Source organism: Achromobacter sp. 46006, from assembly GCF_059761975.1.
Genome location: NZ_JCBANN010000051.1, coordinates 1 through 14,258 on the forward strand (window position 1 = coordinate 1; position 14,258 = coordinate 14,258).

The window sequence follows — 14,258 nt, forward strand, 5'->3', positions numbered from 1 at the left end:
CACAATACCGTAGCGGCCCAACGATTGAATCGACATATGGCTCCTTGAGGAATCACCGTAGTGTACCGGCGACGATGACAGCCACAGCCTCGGGGCGGGGTAAAAAATAGTGTCAGCCGTCGGCGCCTTCTGTCATTCATGGCGGCGCCGGGCTACGCCGCCATGTCCAGCACGATGCGGCCTTCGATTTGGCCGCGGCGCATGCGGTCGAACACACTGTTGATGTTCTCCAGTTTCTCGGTTGCCACGGTGGCGTGGACCTTGCCTTCCTCGGCGAATTGCAGCGATTCCTGCAGGTCCAGCCGCGAGCCGACGATCGAGCCGCGCACCGTCACGCCGTTGAGTACCATGTCGAAGATCGACAGCGGAAAGTCGCCCGGCGGCAGGCCGTTCAGCGCCACCGTGCCGCCACGGCGCACCATGCCCAGCGCCTGCTCGAACGCCTTGGGCGAAACGGCCGTGATCAACGCGCCATGGGCGCCGCCGATTTCCTGCTTCAGATAGGTCGCCGGATCGGTGGTCTTGGCGTTCACGACCACCTCCGCGCCCAGGCGCTTGGCGAATGCCAGCTTGTCGTCGTCGATGTCCACCGCCGCCACGTTCAGGCCCATGGCGCGCGCGTATTGCACCGCCATGTGCCCCAGGCCGCCGATGCCGGAAATCACCACCCAGTTGCCGGGCCGGGTGTCCGTCATTTTCAGCCCCTTGTAGACCGTGACTCCCGCGCACAGTACCGGCGCGATCTCGACGAAGCCGACGTTCTTTGGCAGCAGGCCCACGTAGTCCGCCGCCGCCAGCGCATATTCGGCAAAGCCGCCGTTGACGGAATAGCCAGCGTTTTGCTGCTGCTCGCAAAGCGTTTCCCAGCCCCCCAGGCAATGCTCGCAATGGCCGCAGGCGGAGTACAGCCAGGGGATGCCGACACGGTCGCCTTCTTTCACGTGCGTCACGCCTTCGCCCACCGCCACCACGTGGCCTACGCCCTCATGGCCCGGGATGAAAGGCGGGTTGGGCTTGACCGGCCAGTCGCCCTCGACCGCGTGCAGGTCGGTGTGGCAGACGCCGCAAGCCTCGATCTTCACCAGCAATTCGCCCGCGCGCGGGCGTGGTACCTCGACTTCTTCGATTTCCAGGGGCTTGCCGAACGCGCGAGCCACGGCAGCCTTCATCGTTTTATGCATCGTTACCTCCGAAGTCAGATCAGTCTTAGCATGCTCGGATGGAGACGCGTCCGAGGTCTTGATTTTTATCAACGGGCATCGGACGTGGGGGACGATGGATACGTGTGGTTGCAGATTCGGCCGCGGCGCCTGGGCCGGGGCCCGTCTTGCCGCGGCGCCGGCTATCGTCGTACAGTGGCCTGCGAACATCGTTTCCGCAACAGGAGCGCCCATGTGTGAAATCTTCATCCGCGCGAGCGAACAGTCCTACGCGTATGAGACCCGTTCCCTGCGCCTGCATGGCGCGGCCACCAGCCTGCGGCTGGAGCAATTGTTCTGGCGGGTGCTGGAAGAAATCGCGGCGCGCGATGGCATGCGGGTGACGCAACTGATCGAGCGCCTCTACGACGAACTGGTGGCGTATCGCGGCGAGGCCGCCAATTTCACCTCGTTCCTGCGAGTGTGCTGCCTGCGTTATCAACTGCTGCAGGCCGAGGGCCGCATTCCCGCGGATGCGACGGTGCCGATCCGTTCGCTCAATGCCAAGGCTGTGCTCGACGGGCTGCCGCCGTCCATGTACGACCCGCAGCCCCTGCGCCCCAAGCGGCCTGTGGCGGCATAGGCCCGCGCCACGACGGGCAGGCGTGGCTCAGCCGCCTGGCTGGGTCGAAGCCATGGCCACTTCGCTCTGCACGATGCGGCGGATGCGCACGGCATCGCCGATGCGCGACAACTTGCCCTGCGAATCCAGCAGCACGATGGCCAGGTCGCGGCCATTGATGCGCGCCAGCATCACCAGGCATTCTCCGGCTTCGTTGATGTAGCCGGTCTTGGACACCTTGATGTCCCAGTCGGGCTTGCGCACCAGCAGGTTGGTGTTGCGGAACGTCTGCGTGCGGTTGTTGATCTCGACGTCGTACTCGGTATCGGTGGAATAGCGGTGGATCAACGGGCGCTGCGCCGCGGCGCGCAGCAGTCGGGCCAGGTCGTGCGGCGACGAGACGTTGTTGCTGGACAGGCCGGTGGGCTCGATGAAATGCGTGCTGGTCATGCCCAGCGACTGCGCCTTGGCGTTCATGGCCGCCACGAAGGCGGGCAGGCCGCCCGGGTAATTGCGGCCCAGCGCGTTGGCGGCACGGTTCTCGGAAGACATCAGCGCCAGGTGCAGCATGTCGCCGCGCGACAGGCGGGTACCCACGCGCAGGCGCGAGGTGGTGTGCTTGAGGCCGTCGATGTCGTCATCGGTGATTTCGAGCATCTCGTCCATGGGCTGGTTGGCGTCCACCACGACCACGGCAGTCATCAGCTTGGAAATCGAGGCAATCGGGCGCACCACGTTTTCGTTCTTGGCGAAGATAACGGTGGACGTGGCCAGGTCCTGCACATAGGCCGTGCTGGAACGCAGCGCGGCGGCCTCGGCGCGCACCGACACCGCGGGCGGCGGCATGGCCGCCGCAGCTGCGGCGGCAGCCGTGCGCTGCGCGCGCGACGGCTTGTTCGGCTTGCCGTTCTTGCCGGCAGCGCCCTTCTTGGATGTTCCGTGTTGGGCGACGGCCTGCTTGCCACCCTTGGGCGGCGCCTTCTTGCCGGCAACTTGCTTGGGCGCGCCCTTGCCTGCGGCCTGTTTGCCTGTGGCGCCCTTGGGCGTGGCTTTTGCGGCGGCCGACTTCGGCGCGGCTTGCTTGCCGGCGGCGGCCTTGGGCGCGCCTTTGGCCGCGCTCTGTTTGGGGGCGCCGGCCTTCTTGGTGGGCGCGGGGGCTTTCTTGGCTTGTTGCGCCTTGCAGGCGGCCGACTTGGCGTTGGTCTTGCAAGGATCGGTGTTCTTCGCGGCGAGCGCGGCAGAGGGCAGGAGCGCGCACATCGCCAGCGCCGCCGGCGCTATCGCGTTCGCAATTGCACGTTTCCAGGTAAATGCCATGGTTTGAGCAGGCTTGTCAGTCTGTGAAGAATCGTTTCCCGGATCGGGCTTGTGGCGGTTCCGGAAAAGTCCAGATGAATTAGGGGCTTACGCGTCGAATTTAAACAGCAATTTCAAGTTGTGCGCAAGACGATTCACCCTCATCGGGAAAAAAAATATCGGGGTCGTATTGACGGATGACGTACTCGTCGCCGCACGCGTTCCGCGACGCTACTGGCGGGCGGCGTGTGAGCGTAGCCCGGAATAACCCTCAGTTGGCTGAATGCGTGGGAACGGCTTGCGATGGGCCTGCGTGATCGAGGCCGGGAGGGGTGGCCTCGCCGGGTGGAATCGAACCACCAATTGACCCTTAGGAGGGGCCGGTTATATCCATTTAACTACGGCGAGACGGTGGGGATGGCGTGGCTGCCTCTCCCGCGGTGATCCGGCCCCGTCGGCACCAGCCGGCCCGTGCAGCGGGCTAGTGCATTGATATTCCAGGGAAAGACCAAGGGGCGCAAGTGTATCACCATTGCGTGGCGATCATACCCGACCAGGCGCAGTCTATCAGGCGACCGGAAGCCTCGCTGGCGGGCGCGGCGTCGTGGCGCTCGGGACGGGCGCCGCATTTGCCGAAAAGTAGTGGATTAAATCAACTATATGCCCTATATTGCCCGCATGGCCGGACGGCGCCGCGCTCAGCGTGGTCCCTTCGGCCCCCTACCCAGAACATCCAGGAGCAGGCATGACCCCGACTTTCCACACGATCCTGCTGGACCTGCAGGACCGTGTCGCCACGGTGACGCTGAATCGTCCCGACAGCCGCAATGCACTCAATTCCCTGATGTGCGCCGAGTTGGTGCAGGTCATGCAGCAACTGGCGGACAACCCCGATGCGCATGTCGTGCGGATCGCCGCGGCGGGGTCGGCGTTCTGTGCCGGCGCCGACCTGAAAGAGCGCAAGACCATGTCGAACGCCGAAATGACGGCGCGCCGCGTGCAGGGTTTCGCCGCCTATGCCGCCATCGAACGCATGCCGCAGCCGGTGATCGCGGTGGTGCAGGGCGCCGCGTTCGGTTCCGGTTGCGAGATCGCCGCGGCCTGCGACTTCGTGCTGGCCTCGTCCGAGGCCACGTTCTGCTATCCGGAGGTGGGTTGGGGCACTGTAGGCGCCACCCAGCGCCTGCCGCGCATCGCCGGCGCCCGCAAGGCCAAGGAACTGCTGTTTACCGGCCGCCGCTTCGACGCTGCCGAGGCGCGCGAGATCGGCCTGGTCAACCAGGTCTATGCGCCCGAGGCGCTTGCCGCCGAGGCGGCGCAGATGGCCGCGGCCATTGCGCGCGCCGCGCCCCTGACCGTCAGACTGACCAAGCGCAGTATCGACCAGGGATTGGCGACGACGCGCGAAGGCGCGATGGCGATCGAGTTGCTGGCCATCGAGGAAAACCTGCGCGGCACGGACTGGAAGCAGGCTATCGCCGGATTCGGCGCGACGGGAGACCAGGCATGATCGAAGCGACCACCCTGTCGCGGGCGCTGGCGCGTCAGGTGGCCGAGCGCGGCGCCGCGCAAGCCTTCGTCGCGCCGGGCGAACGCCATACCTGGGCGGCGCTGCACGAGGCTGCGCGCCGTATCGCCCGGGGGCTGCATGCGGCGGGCGTGCGCCGTGGCGACCACGTCGGCGTGTTGCTGGGCAACGGCGGCACCTGGGTACAGGTGTTCTACGCCTGTGCCATGCTCGGCGTCGTGACGGTGCCGGTCAACACCCGCTTCAAGACCGATGAGCTGGCGTTCTGCCTCAAGCAGGCGGACGTCCAGCTGCTGCTGACCGCCGACACGTTCCTGGGCATCGACTTCCTCGATCTGCTGGCGCAGGTCGAGCCGGCGCTGGACACAGCGCTGCCCGGACAGGCCCTGCCGTTGCTGCGGCGCGTGGTGGTGCTGGGCGAGCGTTGCCCCAAGGGGGCGCAGTCGTGGCATGACTTCCTCTGCGCGGGCGCCGCGGCCGGCGATGCCGAGCTCGATGACGCCATGCGCGCCGTGGCGCCCGACGACGTCCTGCTGATCCAGTACACCTCGGGCACCACCTCGTTTCCCAAGGGCGTGATGCTGACGCACGCCAACATGCTGACCAATGCCTGGGCCGCGGCGCAGCGCATCGGCGTGCGGCCGGACGACCGCTATTTCAGTATCCGTCCGTACTTCCATGTGGCCGGCACGACCTTGTCGATCCTGGTGAGCCTGATGACCGGTTGCTGCCTGCTGACGCTGCCGAAGTTCGACGTGGCCGAAGCGTTGCGCATGCTCGACGAAGAACGCTGCACGCTGACTTCCGGCAACGACACCATCTTCCTCATGTTGATGGGCCATCCCGATTTCGATCGGGCGCGCATTCACCTGCGCGGTGGCTGGGCGGCGGCCGGTCCGCAGGTGATGCAGAAGATCCGCGACGTGATGGGCGTGCCCGCTATCTGCAATGCCTACGGCCAATCGGAAGCCTCGCCCAACATCACCCTGTCCGCGCACGACGATCCGTTCGAGCTGCGCGCCATGGGGTGGGCGTTGCCGCATCCCGGCATGCAGGTGCGGGTGGTGGACCCGGGCACGGGCGAGCCATTGCCGGCCGGCATGCAGGGCGAGATCCAGGCGCGCGGCTGGAGCGTGATGAAGGGCTACTACAAGATGCCGGAGGCCACCGCCCGGGCGCTCGGCGCGGATGGCTGGCTCAGCACCGGCGACCTGGGCGAAATGGACGCGGCGGGCCGGTTGCGCATGGTGGGCCGCCTCAAGGACATGTTCCGCGTGGGCGGCGAGAACGTCGCGCCGGCGGAGGTGGAAGAGACCCTGCACGGCCATCCCGCCGTGCGCATGGCGCAAGTGGTCGGCGTGCCCGATGCGCGCCTGGGCGAAGTGCCGGCGGCGTTCGTGTTGCTCAAGGACGGCCAGGAGTGCACAGCGGAGGAACTGACGGCCTGGTGCAAGGCGCGTTGCGCCAACTTCAAGGTGCCGCGCTATGTCGAGATCGTCGACAGCTTCGAGCACATCGGCATGACCGGCAGTTCCAAGGTGCAGAAGAACAAGCTGCGCGCCCACGCGCTGGCGCTGTTCGGGCTGGAGCAACAGGCATGAGCGCGCGCGACGTGGTGCTGTGCGAATGCTTCGCGCGCGATGGGCTGCAGCATGAGCCCGACTTCATCGGCACGGCGGTCAAGATTGACCTGATCGACCGTTTCGCGGCGCTGGGCTTTGAACGGATCGAGGCGACCTCGTATTCCAATCCCAAGATCGTGCCGCAATTCGCCGATGCCACCGAGTTGCTGGCGGCGCTGCCGCGGCGCGCGGGCGTCTGGTACAAGGCCACCTGCGCCAACGAACGCGCCGTCGAGCGCGCGCTGGTCGACCTGGATGCCGGTATCGGCGCCAACGAGATCAGCCTGCTGGTCTCGGCCAGCGAATCGCATTCGACGCGCAACCTCAAGCGTGAGCGCGCCGCCCAATGGGACAACATCGCCGCGATGGCGCGCCTGGCGAACGGCCGTTTTCGCCTGATCGGCACGATCTCGGTGGCGTTCGGCTGTCCCTTCGAAGGCGCTGTCGATCCCGACACGGTGATGGCCGACGTGCGCCGCTTCGCCGCGCTGGGCGTGCGCATCGTCACGCTGGGCGACACCACCGGCATGGCCACGCCGGCCTCGGTGCGCGGCCTGTATGGCCGGATGGCGCGCGAGGTGCCCGAGGTGACGCCGGTGGCGCATTTCCACGACACGCGCGCCACCGGCCTGGTGAACTACGTGGCCGCGCTGGAGGCGGGCGTGACGCACTTCGATTGCGCGTTCGGCGGTGTCGGCGGCCATCCGGCCAAAGTACGCTACGGCGGCGGTCATACCGGCAACGTGGCGACGGAGGACTTGGTCAATCTGTTCGAGTCCATGGGCGTGCGCACCGGCCTGGACCTGGCGGCGATGGACGCGGTGTCGCGCCATTGCGAGGCGGTGCTGGGGCGCGCGCTGCACAGCCGGGTGGCGCAAAGCGGCTTGAACCCGCTGCTCGGCGTTGCGCGGGAGGCGGCCGCATGATGATCGCCGCCCGCGTTTGTATATCATGCGGGCAGCGGCGCGCGACGCGCGCGCGCGCCGTTTTGTTCCGCATCTGAAGAGTCCGCCCATGGCCACCCGCACCGCATCCAAGTCCGCCACCGCGCGCCCCGCGCCCCGCGCGTTGAAGGAACTGTTCTCGTACCGCCTGAACCGGCTGGCCTACGTGTCCAGCCGCATTGCCGCCGGCCTGAACGAAAGTCGCTACGGCGTGGGCCCGCGCGAGTGGCGCATCATCGCGCTGCTGGGCGCGGCGCCGGACATGTCGCTGAACGCGGTGGCGCGCGAGGCCAACATCGACAAGAGCCAGGCCAGCCGCACCGTGTCCGAACTGATCGAACGCGGCCTGATCCAGCGCAGCGCCGACAGCCAGGACGGCCGCGGCGTCAGCCTGGACCTGACACGCGCCGGCCGCGCGCTGTATGACGAGATCTTCCCGGCCGCTATCGAGCGCAACGAGGACATGCTGTCGGTGCTGTCGGAGGCCGAGCGCGAAGCCATGGAGCGCATGCTGGACAAGCTGACGGCGCATGCGCTGGATATGCTGAATGAATGCAAGGCGGAGGTGCCGGCGCGTCGCGGCCGCGGCGTGCAGCCGCGCTGAACGCGTGGGCGCGGGCTCGCGCCTTTTTTTACCTTTATTGTTGATTTAATCAATCACTTTCGTTGTTGCCATTGGCAGAGGATATCCGTGATGTCGGAACTGATCATCGAAGACCTGGACGCCGTCCGGCTGTTGCGCCTGAACCGTCCGGAAAAGCACAACGCCCTGAACACCGCGCTGACCACGTCATTGCTGGACGCGTTGCGCCAGGCCGACCGCGATGACACGATCCGCGCCGTGGTGCTGGCGGGCAACGGCAAGTCGTTCTGTGCCGGCGCCGACACCACCGAGTTCTCGGCGCTGACACCCGAGCAGCCGGACGCGGTGCTGCGCCGCGCGGATCTCACCACTGACCTGCACCTGGTGTTCTCGCGCATGGTCAAACCCGTGATCGGCGCGGTCCATGGCAACGCGCTCGGCGGCGGCGCCGGCCTGGCGCTGGCCTGCGACCTGACGGTGATGGCCGAGGACGTGCGCTTTGGCTATCCGGAACTGCGCCACGGCATCGTGGCCGCGGTGGTCATGGCCAATCTGGTACGGCAGGTCGGCCGCAAGCATGCCTTCGAACTGGTGGCGATGGCCGAGCCGATCGACGGCGCGCGTGCATTGCAACTGGGCATCGCCAACCGTGTCGCGCCCGCCGCGCAGGTGCTGGACCAGGCGTTGGCGATGGCGCAGCGCCTGGCCGGCTGGGAGCCGGCCGCCATGGGCCTGACCAAGCGCGCCTTCCACCGCGCGGCTGACCTGGGGCTGGGCGAGGCGCTGGGCGTGGGCCGCGACGCCAACGTCATCATGCGCGGCTTTCGCCAGGGAGCGGCGCGATGAGGCCGCTTGAAGGCGTCACCATCCTGGACCTGTCGCGCGTGCTGGCGTGCCCGTTCGCCTCGATGATCCTGGCCGAGCTGGGCGCCGAGGTCATCAAGGTCGAGCAGCCCGGCGGCGGCGACGAGACGCGCGGCTTCGAACCCAAGGTGCAAGGCGAGGGCGGCACCGAGTCGGCCTATTACCTTGCATTCAACCGCAGCAAGCGGTCGGTCACGGTGAACTTCCGCCATCCCGAGGGGCAGGCCGTGATCCGGCGCCTGGCGCAGACCTGCGACGTGGTGGTCGAGAACTTCCCGGTCGGCACGCTCGCCAAATATGGCCTGGACCGCGAGCACATCGCGCCGGACCACCCCGGCCTGATCTATTTCTCGTGTACCGGGTTCGGCATGACCGGGCCGTACGCGCCGCGCAAGGGCTATGACACCGTGTTCCAGGCCATGGGCGGGATCATGAGCCTGACCGGCGAGCGCGGCGGCGGTCCGGTCAAGCCGGGCCTGCCGGTGAGCGACCTGACCTCGGGCCTGTGGGCCGCCATCGGCATCCTGTCGGCGCTGGTGGGACGGGCGCGATCGGGGCAGGGCTGCCACATCGACTTCTCCATGCTGGACGGACAGGTGGGACTGCTGTCGCTGGCAGCCGCGCGTTACTTCGCGCTGGGCGAAGTGCCGCCACGGCTGGGCACCGAGCATCCCGGCCGGGTGCCCTCCGCCGCCTTCGAGTGCGGCGACGGCCGCTGGGTGCAGATCACCGGCAGCGACCAGCACTGGAAGCCGCTGTGCGAGGCGCTGGACCTGCCGCAGTGGGCCGACGATCCGGAGCTGGCGCGCAACGCCGTGCGCGTGGCGCGCCGTGACGAGGTCATGGCCGGCCTGTCGGCCGCCGCCGCGCGCCTGACGCGCGACGAACTGTGCCGCCGCTGCGACGCGCGCGGCGTGCCGGCCGGCCCGATCCTGGATGTGGAGGAGATCCTGCGCAACGAGCACGTGCTGGCGCGCGGCATGGTGGCCAGCTACGAGCATCCGTCCATCGGCCGCTTCGGCGCCGTGCCGGTGCCGTTCAAGTTCGACGGTTTCGACGATCCGAGGCTGGAGCGCCCGCCCTTGCTGGGCGAGCACACCGACAGCGTGCTGGCCGGCCGGCTCGGCCTGTCGCCGGCGCAGATCGAGACTTTACGCGCGCAGGGCGCGATCTAGCCATCGGGGCCATGGGCCCCGGGGCCTTTCCCCGCATCACACATAAAACACAATATCCCAGGAGACAAACCATGAAGACTCTGAAGCGCCTGTTGTGCGGCGCAGCGGTGGCGGGCGCGCTGTGCGCTCCTGCCGTCGCCGCCGATTCCTATCCCACGCAGCCGATCACGCTGGTCAACCCGTATGCGGCCGGCGGTCCCGCCGACGTGCTGGGGCGGGCGCTGGCGCGCGAGCTGGAAAAGCAGTTGGGCAAGGCTGTCATCGTCGAAAACAAGGCGGGCGGCGGCGCGGCCATCGGCGCCAACTTCGTGGCGCGAGCCAAGCCGGACGGCTACACGCTGTTGCTCGGCACCTCGGCCGCCCACGTGGTGACGCCGCTGATGCAGCAGACGCCGTACGACGGCATCAAGGACTTCGCCTTCGTCTCGATCGTCGCCAACCAGCCCAACATGCTGGTGGTGCGGCCCACGCTCAAGGCCGACAACATCGAGCAGTTGATCGCGATGGCGCGCAAGGAGCCGGGCCGCATCAACTATGCCTCGGCCGGGCCGGGCAGCTCGCCCCACCTGGGCGCCGAATTGTTCCGTGAACGCACCGGCGTGGACATCGTCCACATTCCCTATAGCGGCGCGGCGCCCGCCATCAATGACCTGGTCGGCGGGCAGGTGGACATGGCGGTGCTGAACCTGGCCGCCAGCCTGCAGTTCATCCGTAGCGGTCGGCTCAAGGCGCTGGCCTACGCCAACGACCACCGCTCGCCGTTGCTGCCAGATGTGCCGACGCTGGCCGAATCCGGCGTGAAGGGCGCGGAGTCCGCCTCCTGGTACAGCCTGGCCGCGCCCAAGGGCACGCCGCCGGAGATTCTGCAGCGGCTGAACGAGGCGGTGGCCAAGGTCAACGCCGATCCCGCGTACAGCAAGCTGATGCAAGCGCAGGGCGTGGACCTGTGGAACATGACGCCACAGCAAGCCACGGCCTTCGTGGAGAAGGACCAGACCGCCATGCGCAAGCTGGTGCAGGCGGCGGGGCTGATGAAGAAATAGGACTATTCCGGCGGCCAGAATGATGGTTCGCCGCCCTGGTTGCATCCTGATGAGCGGGACAATCCGCCCGGTGGCTTCGGCTGCCGGGGTTGTTTTGTCAATTCCAACGTAGTAACGTTACTACGTTATTTGCAAGGATCAAGGGATGCGCCATGTCCATCACCACACTGTCCAGCCGGGAACTCAATCAGGACGTGACCCGCGCCAAGAAGGCGGCCCTGCTCGGCCCGGTGTTCATCACGGACCGCGGCAAGCCATCCCATGTCCTGCTCGGCATCGAAGAATATTGGCGCCTGGTCGGCCAAAAACGAAATCTCGTCAGCGCGTTGTCGATGCCGGGCCTTGCCGGGATCGAACTCGATGCCCCTCGTTCACGCGAGCTGCCCCGCCCCGCGGACGTCGAATGATGTTCCTGCTGGATACCAACGTGCTGTCCGAGTTGCGCAAGGCGGGCGACGGCAGGGCGGACGTGAACGTGGTCGCCTGGTTCTCCAACGAGGACGCGGCGAATTTCTACGTCTCGGCGATCACGCTCATGGAAATCGAGATCGGCATCCTGCGCATCGAGCGGCGGGATGCCGGGCAAGGCAGCCGCCTGCGCGCCTGGATGCGCGATCGCGTCTTGCCGGAATTCTCCGACCGGACCTTACCGCTCGATACGGCGGTGTCATTGCGCTGCGCCAGATTGCATGTGCCGGATCTGCGTCCCGAGCGGGACGCCTTCATTGCCGCGACCGCGCTGGTGCACGGGATGACGCTTGTGACGCGGAACGTGTCTGATTTTTCCGGTTGCGGCGTCAACCTTGTGAATCCCTGGCTCACCCCGCCAGCAACGCCGCGCGCCTGAGCGCGTCGCGCGTTTGCGCCACCAGTTGCTCGACCACCGCGCCGGCCGGCTGCAGGCTGTCGATCAATCCCGCGCTCTGGCCGGCCTCGACCTTGCCGCCCTGCACGTCGCCGTCGAAGGCGGCCTGCTTCAAGGAACTGCGGGCGAACATCGTTTCCAGCGTGGCCTCGTCGCCGCCCCGTTCGGCCGCGAGGTAGTCGCGGGCAAACGCGTTGCGCAGCATGCGCACGGGCGAACGGCCGCGGCCCACCAGCGTGGTGTCGGCGACGCCGGCCGCCAGCACCGCATCCTTGTAGGCATCGCACACGCCGGCCTCGGGCGTCAGCAGGAAGCGGGTGCCCAGTTGCGCGCCGGCCGCGCCCAGGCACAGCGCGGCGGCGATGCCGGCGCCGTCGGCGATGCCCCCGGCCGCCACCACTGGCACCGACACGCGCCGCACCACTGAACGCAGCAGGACCTGCAGGCCGACTTCATCGGGGCCGGGATGGCCGCCGGCTTCCAGGCCGACGGCGATCACCGCGTCCACGCCGGCCGCTTCGGCCTTGGCGGCGTGTTCGGGGCTGGCGATCACCTGCAGCCATTTGACGCCGGCCTCGCGCGCGCGGCCGATGTGCTTCTGCGGTCCGCCCTGCGACGCGATGATGACCGGCACGCCTTCGGCCAGGGCGATGTCCATGTGCTCCTGCGCGCGCTTGTTGTACAGCGGAATGTTGACGGCGTAGGGCGCGTCGGTGCCGGCGCGCACCTCGCGGATGGCGGCCAGCAGCGCCTCGGGGTACATCGGGCCGGCCGCGATCACGCCGAGTCCGCCGGCGCGCGACACCGCCAGCGCCAGCGCCGCATTCGACGAGGCCCAGCTCATGCCGCCCTGGATGATGGGATAACGCGTGCCCAGCAGGCGGGTCAGCGGGGTTTGCAGAGTCATGGCTTATCAGGATGGGGAAAAGCCCATTCTGGAATATATGGTTGATAAAATCAACTATATTCCGAATGGCAGTCCGGCGAGCGCATCGCGCACGCCATGTGCGATGCGCCGACGCGGGTATTCCCGATTGCTCCACGTTATTTGTTTATGATGTGCGCGTCTGGCCCAAGGCCCGGCCGCCCCGAGGAGGGGGCGTTTTTCTCCATCAATAAGAACAACCATGCCGAGCACTACCGATACGCGTTACCTGCGCACCATCATCCTGGGCACCCTGGTGGTGCTGCTGGCCATGGGCGTGCGCGCCACCTTCGGCCTGTTCATGCAGCCGATGGGCCTGGCCCATGGCTGGGGCCGCGAGGTGTTTTCCATGGCCTTCGCGTTACAGAACCTGGTCTGGGGCGTGGCCTGCATCTTCATGGGCATTCTGGCCGACCGCTATGGCTCCGGCCGCACCATCGCGCTGGGCGCGGTGCTCTATATGCTGGGCATGATCGGCACGCGTTTCGCGACCGACGAGACCACGCTGTACCTGAGCGCCGGCGTGCTGGTCGGCCTGGGTCAGGCCGGCACCACGTTCCCGGTGATCCTGCCGGTGGTGGCGCGCGCCGTGCCGCCCGCCTATCGCAGTACGGCCATGGGCATCGCCAGCGCCGGCGGTTCGCTCGGCCAGTTTGCCGTGGTGCCGACCGGGCAGGCGCTGATCACCGGCCTGGATTGGCCTGGCGCGTTGTGGGTGCTGTCGCTGTTCGTTGCTTGTGCGGCGCCGCTGGCCTATTTCCTGCGAGGCCGTCCGCAAGCCCACGGCGGACCGCAGCAGTCGCTGGCGGCGGCGGTGCGGCAGGCGGTGCGGCATCCGTCGTTCCACTTCCTGTTCTGGAGCTATTTCGTCTGCGGCTTCCACACGGCCTTCATCACGCTGCACTTGCCGGCCTATGTCACCGACGGCGGCCTGACGCCGGGGCAGGGCGCCACCGCGATCGCGCTGATCGGGCTGTTCAACGTGCTGGGGTCGTTCTATGCCGGCAAACTCGGCGGCCAGTACAGCAAGAAGCGCCTGCTCGCGGTGGTCTACGGCATGCGCGCCTTCGGCATCCTGCTGCTGCTGTGGCTGCCGCTGTCGCCGTGGGTGCTGTATGCGTTCGCCGCCTGGATGGGCTTGTTCTGGCTGGGCACGGTGCCGCTGACGCAGGGGCTGATCGGCCAGATCTATGGCCTGCGTTATGCCGCGACCCTGTCCGGCATTGTTTTCCTGGGTCATCAGGTCGGCAGCTTCATCGGCGTCTGGCTGGGCGGCTATGCCTATGCCAGGACCGGCAACTACGACCTGGTCTGGTGGCTGGGTGTGGTATTGGCAGTGGCCGCGGCGCTGCTGTGCCTGCCGGTGCGCGAACAACCCTTGGCGCGGCCGGCGGCCGCCTGAGATACCGGAGCCCGCCATGGACACTCGCCCAGCCACCGCTCCCGTGCGCCGCCACCGCGGCTGGCGGCTGCTGGGCTGGACGGCGCTGGCGCTGGTGCTGGGCCTGGCGTTCTGGGGTTATACCCGGCCCGACATGCAGATTCACTGGGAGAACCTGGCCTCGCTGTGCGGCTTCTAGGTAGCCTGCAGCGCGCCGGCCCATGCTGCCCGGTGCTGACTCCGCGGGCGGGGCGCGCTCGCGGTATCCTAC

Annotated in this window: 15 protein-coding genes and 1 tRNA gene; 12 read left to right on the plus strand and 4 right to left on the minus strand. The window is 67.6% G+C overall.

Annotation, left to right across the window (positions count from 1 at the left end):
* Positions 1–152: 152 nt before the first annotated feature.
* Positions 153–1,181 carry an alcohol dehydrogenase AdhP gene (adhP, locus tag AC6LKG_RS20310; RefSeq protein WP_498167422.1) on the minus strand — a complete coding sequence of 343 codons (1,029 nt, stop codon included), beginning with the start codon at positions 1,179–1,181 and terminating at the stop codon, positions 153–155.
* 211 nt (positions 1,182–1,392) lie between these two features.
* Here adhP and AC6LKG_RS20315 point away from each other — a divergent pair, with 211 nt between their 5' ends.
* Entirely contained in the window at positions 1,393–1,782 is a 390-nt protein-coding gene (locus AC6LKG_RS20315) for a ribbon-helix-helix domain-containing protein (protein ID WP_498167425.1), read from the plus strand.
* Between the two features lie 27 nt (positions 1,783–1,809).
* Here the strand turns inward: AC6LKG_RS20315 and pbpG are convergent, their stop codons facing one another.
* Both pbpG and AC6LKG_RS20325 read right to left on the minus strand, forming a co-directional pair.
* Positions 1,810–3,078, minus strand: a complete 1,269-nt coding sequence (gene pbpG / locus AC6LKG_RS20320) for a D-alanyl-D-alanine endopeptidase (protein WP_498167428.1) — start codon at positions 3,076–3,078, stop codon at positions 1,810–1,812.
* A gap of 312 nt (positions 3,079–3,390) precedes the next feature.
* Positions 3,391–3,465: transfer RNA gene (locus AC6LKG_RS20325), tRNA-Arg, on the minus strand.
* A gap of 337 nt (positions 3,466–3,802) precedes the next feature.
* Here AC6LKG_RS20325 and AC6LKG_RS20330 point away from each other — a divergent pair.
* The 9 genes from AC6LKG_RS20330 (at position 3,803) to AC6LKG_RS20370 (ending at position 11,663) form a co-directional block, all read left to right on the plus strand.
* Positions 3,803–4,567, plus strand: coding sequence for an enoyl-CoA hydratase/isomerase family protein (locus AC6LKG_RS20330; RefSeq protein ID WP_498167430.1), 765 nt, complete (start codon positions 3,803–3,805; stop codon positions 4,565–4,567).
* Positions 4,564–6,186 (plus strand): AMP-binding protein, encoded by a 1,623-nt coding sequence (locus AC6LKG_RS20335; RefSeq protein ID WP_498167433.1) that lies wholly within the window; start codon positions 4,564–4,566, stop codon positions 6,184–6,186. Before AC6LKG_RS20330 ends, AC6LKG_RS20335 begins: the two co-directional genes overlap by 4 nt.
* Entirely contained in the window at positions 6,183–7,133 is a 951-nt protein-coding gene (locus AC6LKG_RS20340) for a hydroxymethylglutaryl-CoA lyase (protein WP_498167436.1), read from the plus strand. Before AC6LKG_RS20335 ends, AC6LKG_RS20340 begins: the two co-directional genes overlap by 4 nt.
* A gap of 88 nt (positions 7,134–7,221) precedes the next feature.
* Positions 7,222–7,755, plus strand: a complete 534-nt coding sequence (locus AC6LKG_RS20345) for a MarR family winged helix-turn-helix transcriptional regulator (protein ID WP_498167439.1) — start codon at positions 7,222–7,224, stop codon at positions 7,753–7,755.
* Positions 7,756–7,845: 90 nt separating this feature from the next.
* Complete coding sequence (locus AC6LKG_RS20350; protein ID WP_498167442.1) at positions 7,846–8,580, plus strand: enoyl-CoA hydratase/isomerase family protein; 735 nt, start codon at positions 7,846–7,848, stop codon at positions 8,578–8,580.
* Positions 8,577–9,773: a CaiB/BaiF CoA transferase family protein gene (locus AC6LKG_RS20355; RefSeq protein WP_498167444.1), complete on the plus strand. Its 1,197-nt coding sequence runs from the start codon at positions 8,577–8,579 to the stop codon at positions 9,771–9,773. The genes AC6LKG_RS20350 and AC6LKG_RS20355 overlap by 4 nt, the downstream gene beginning before the upstream one ends.
* A 71-nt stretch (positions 9,774–9,844) precedes the next feature.
* A complete protein-coding gene (locus AC6LKG_RS20360; protein WP_498167447.1) occupies positions 9,845–10,816 on the plus strand; it encodes a Bug family tripartite tricarboxylate transporter substrate binding protein in 972 nt (323 codons plus the stop codon).
* A gap of 152 nt (positions 10,817–10,968) precedes the next feature.
* On the plus strand, positions 10,969–11,223 hold the full coding sequence (locus tag AC6LKG_RS20365) for a type II toxin-antitoxin system Phd/YefM family antitoxin (protein WP_498167450.1): 255 nt from the start codon (positions 10,969–10,971) through the stop codon (positions 11,221–11,223).
* Positions 11,220–11,663: a type II toxin-antitoxin system VapC family toxin gene (locus AC6LKG_RS20370; RefSeq protein ID WP_498167452.1), complete on the plus strand. Its 444-nt coding sequence runs from the start codon at positions 11,220–11,222 to the stop codon at positions 11,661–11,663. The genes AC6LKG_RS20365 and AC6LKG_RS20370 overlap by 4 nt, the downstream gene beginning before the upstream one ends.
* Here the strand turns inward: AC6LKG_RS20370 and AC6LKG_RS20375 are convergent.
* On the minus strand, positions 11,635–12,588 hold the full coding sequence (locus AC6LKG_RS20375; RefSeq protein ID WP_498167455.1) for an NAD(P)H-dependent flavin oxidoreductase: 954 nt from the start codon (positions 12,586–12,588) through the stop codon (positions 11,635–11,637). The genes AC6LKG_RS20370 and AC6LKG_RS20375 overlap by 29 nt on opposite strands.
* A 220-nt stretch (positions 12,589–12,808) precedes the next feature.
* Between AC6LKG_RS20375 and AC6LKG_RS20380 the strand changes: the two genes are divergently transcribed.
* On the plus strand, positions 12,809–14,008 hold the full coding sequence (locus AC6LKG_RS20380) for an MFS transporter (protein WP_498167457.1): 1,200 nt from the start codon (positions 12,809–12,811) through the stop codon (positions 14,006–14,008).
* Positions 14,009–14,024: 16 nt separating this feature from the next.
* Positions 14,025–14,186, plus strand: coding sequence for a hypothetical protein (locus AC6LKG_RS20385; protein WP_498167459.1), 162 nt, complete (start codon positions 14,025–14,027; stop codon positions 14,184–14,186).
* Positions 14,187–14,258 lie beyond the last annotated feature (72 nt).

Excerpts from the sequence above, each read along its gene's own strand:
- adhP (WP_498167422.1), bottom strand. The coding sequence starts at position 1,181 with ATGCATAAAACGATGAAGGCTGCCGTGGCTCGCGCGTTCGGCAAGCCC.
- AC6LKG_RS20315 (WP_498167425.1), top strand. The coding sequence starts at position 1,393 with ATGTGTGAAATCTTCATCCGCGCGAGCGAACAGTCCTACGCGTATGAG.
- pbpG (WP_498167428.1), bottom strand. The coding sequence starts at position 3,078 with ATGGCATTTACCTGGAAACGTGCAATTGCGAACGCGATAGCGCCGGCG.
- AC6LKG_RS20330 (WP_498167430.1), top strand. The coding sequence starts at position 3,803 with ATGACCCCGACTTTCCACACGATCCTGCTGGACCTGCAGGACCGTGTC.
- AC6LKG_RS20335 (WP_498167433.1), top strand. The coding sequence starts at position 4,564 with ATGATCGAAGCGACCACCCTGTCGCGGGCGCTGGCGCGTCAGGTGGCC.
- AC6LKG_RS20340 (WP_498167436.1), top strand. The coding sequence starts at position 6,183 with ATGAGCGCGCGCGACGTGGTGCTGTGCGAATGCTTCGCGCGCGATGGG.
- AC6LKG_RS20345 (WP_498167439.1), top strand. The coding sequence starts at position 7,222 with ATGGCCACCCGCACCGCATCCAAGTCCGCCACCGCGCGCCCCGCGCCC.
- AC6LKG_RS20350 (WP_498167442.1), top strand. The coding sequence starts at position 7,846 with ATGTCGGAACTGATCATCGAAGACCTGGACGCCGTCCGGCTGTTGCGC.
- AC6LKG_RS20355 (WP_498167444.1), top strand. The coding sequence starts at position 8,577 with ATGAGGCCGCTTGAAGGCGTCACCATCCTGGACCTGTCGCGCGTGCTG.
- AC6LKG_RS20360 (WP_498167447.1), top strand. The coding sequence starts at position 9,845 with ATGAAGACTCTGAAGCGCCTGTTGTGCGGCGCAGCGGTGGCGGGCGCG.
- AC6LKG_RS20365 (WP_498167450.1), top strand. The coding sequence starts at position 10,969 with ATGTCCATCACCACACTGTCCAGCCGGGAACTCAATCAGGACGTGACC.
- AC6LKG_RS20370 (WP_498167452.1), top strand. The coding sequence starts at position 11,220 with ATGATGTTCCTGCTGGATACCAACGTGCTGTCCGAGTTGCGCAAGGCG.
- AC6LKG_RS20375 (WP_498167455.1), bottom strand. The coding sequence starts at position 12,588 with ATGACTCTGCAAACCCCGCTGACCCGCCTGCTGGGCACGCGTTATCCC.
- AC6LKG_RS20380 (WP_498167457.1), top strand. The coding sequence starts at position 12,809 with ATGCCGAGCACTACCGATACGCGTTACCTGCGCACCATCATCCTGGGC.
- AC6LKG_RS20385 (WP_498167459.1), top strand. The coding sequence starts at position 14,025 with ATGGACACTCGCCCAGCCACCGCTCCCGTGCGCCGCCACCGCGGCTGG.